This window comes from Synechococcus sp. H55.11 (genome assembly GCF_047462475.1).
Taxonomy (GTDB): Bacteria; Cyanobacteriota; Cyanobacteriia; order Thermostichales; family Thermostichaceae; genus Thermostichus.
This window is the reverse complement of record NZ_JANSJI010000360.1, coordinates 1-533: the sequence shown is the minus strand read 5'-3', so window position 1 is coordinate 533 and position 533 is coordinate 1. Positions and strand designations below refer to the sequence as shown.

General features: G+C 53.3%; 1 pseudogene. It reads right to left on the bottom strand.

The features are described 5' to 3' along the window. Positions 1-141 precede the first annotated feature (141 nt). Positions 142-533 (bottom strand): annotated as a pseudogene (locus NW853_RS13735) (hypothetical protein); the annotation flags it as partial.

Genomic DNA, 533 nt, shown 5'->3' with positions numbered 1-533 from the left:
GCTGAGAAGGGAACTTCAGGCTCCTCTACCCCAAGGTCGGGGTTATCCTAGGTGCCTATGGATCCCTGCCGGTCATTACTCCCGAAGAAGTCAGCCACGCTGGCCTTAGCTTGCAAAGTAAATGAGATGGGATCCCTCGGCTTAAAGGTTAACCTGAGCCCCGTTAAAGAATCCACGAATAATGAGAATAACTCCCCCTTGATCAGGAGTACCCGTATTTCCGTCGCCAGTTGGTGGATTCGGGCCTATGACTTGATTATCCGTAGGGAACTCTTGCTCAATAAAGAATTGCCCAGAGATATTCGAGCCAGAGGTGGTCGGGTCGAAAACCAAATTCAAGTTGCCCCGCAGCAGGGAACCGCCAATATCTGCTCTGTTGAACGGCCCGGCCAGTTGCGCCCCAGCTAAGGTGCGGAAGACAAAATCTCCTGTGGTGGGGACAATGCCCTGGATGATAACGGGACTGAGATTAGTTCCCTCCACAGGTGAGCCAGGTAAGGTACCCGTAGAGCGCTCGGTGCGCAAGGAGAAGA